This window comes from Oceanobacillus sp. CFH 90083, assembly GCF_009389585.1.
In the GTDB taxonomy this organism is placed as follows: Bacteria; Bacillota; Bacilli; order Bacillales; family Amphibacillaceae; genus Oceanobacillus.
In genome coordinates this window covers 1-1427 of sequence record NZ_VIYG01000039.1, presented here as the reverse complement: position 1 = coordinate 1427, position 1427 = coordinate 1, and the positions used below count along the sequence as shown (strand labels likewise).

Below are 1427 nucleotides of genomic sequence, written 5' to 3'. Positions count from 1 at the left end.
GGTACATTGTGTTGGATAAGGTGAAAGACTAATTTCAGAAACTTATTCATACACGCGATAATGGCAACCTTATGAGGCTTTCTCTGAGGTTGCGTTTTTAATTTGTCATAATATTCGACTAGGTGATTATTTGTCTTTTTACGTAGTGTAATCATTGTTTTGATCATAAAAAATAGGATTTTCCGTAGCTTTTTATTTCCTCGCTTGTTAATGCGATCCTGATAATGCGTATTGCCTGATTGATAACGCATAATATCAATTCCTGCATATGCATTTAATTGTTTATGGTTTTTAAAACGACGAATATCTCCTATCTCCCCAATAATACGTACTGCTGTCACATCTCCAATCCCAGGGAAGGACATAAGCACTTGAAATTCAGGGCGATCTTCTGAAATGGCAACCATTTGTTTAACAAGACTTTCCTTTTTCTCTTTTAAATCTGCAATGCGCTTTGCATAGTCCTTTACTTGTTCACACCTGATATCCTTTGTGGAAATTGCTGGATAGGATTCTTTTGCGGCTTCTAATAAAACAATTGCTTTTTCTTCTGCACGTTTTAATGAAAGATTTTTTCGTGTATTATCTTTTAGCCGGTTACGTATCACCGTTTTGGAATGTGCCAGCAGATTCTCAGGGTGAGGATAAAGCTGTACAATGTTTAGAAACAATGCAGAACGTGGTGTAATAACCTTCTCCAACTCTGGAAAGCTTAGCTGCAGAACAGCATGTATCCGGCTCCATAAATGAGTGATTTCTGTATCTACCTCATCATAATATCTCGTTGATGCACGCATCTGCTCGTAATATTCATCCTGTTGGTATGTATAATTCCTTTCCATTTTAAAATGAGTTTTCGCCAGTTCATGTGCATCACTTTTATCTGTTTTATGACGGCGCATGGAAGTCATTTGAAGGTTCGCCTCTAATGGATTCATTCGCGTATACCGATACCCATGATCGCATAAAAACTTTTCCAAACCTTTTGAATAAATGCCTGTCGCTTCAAATATAATTTCAGGTTCTTCCCCATCAAGAAGCGTTAATTGATGTAATCGCTCATAAAGCAATTGAAAGCTAGAGCGTTTATGTTCAATCTCACCTTCATACTCGCAACATTTATAACGATTATATACCGTCATCATACTTTTCCCCATACTCACATCAAAAGCTACAACATGTTTCACATTTTCTACTCCCTGTTAGCCAATTATAGAAGTCTTCACAGTGCCTTATCGATTCCATTTTCTTATACACGATCTCTAGGACCCAACATACTAAACTGATTCAAATAAGGGTGTGAAGTTAGTCGGTTTTATATACGGATTCTAAGATCCAAGGAGCTGTTCGACTTTCCTTCACTTCTACTATAAAAAATAGTAGCACAAACCATGGCCTTGGTCTGCACTACTAATGTTAGTATGTTT

General features: G+C 37.0%; 1 protein-coding gene. It reads right to left on the bottom strand.

All coding sequences use genetic code 11. The annotated features are described in order from the left end of the window. Positions 1-1187: IS110 family RNA-guided transposase (locus tag FLK20_RS21375; protein ID WP_194165719.1), on the bottom strand; the 1187-nt coding region annotated here is incomplete at its 3' end. Between the last annotated feature and the right edge of the window lie 240 nt (positions 1188-1427).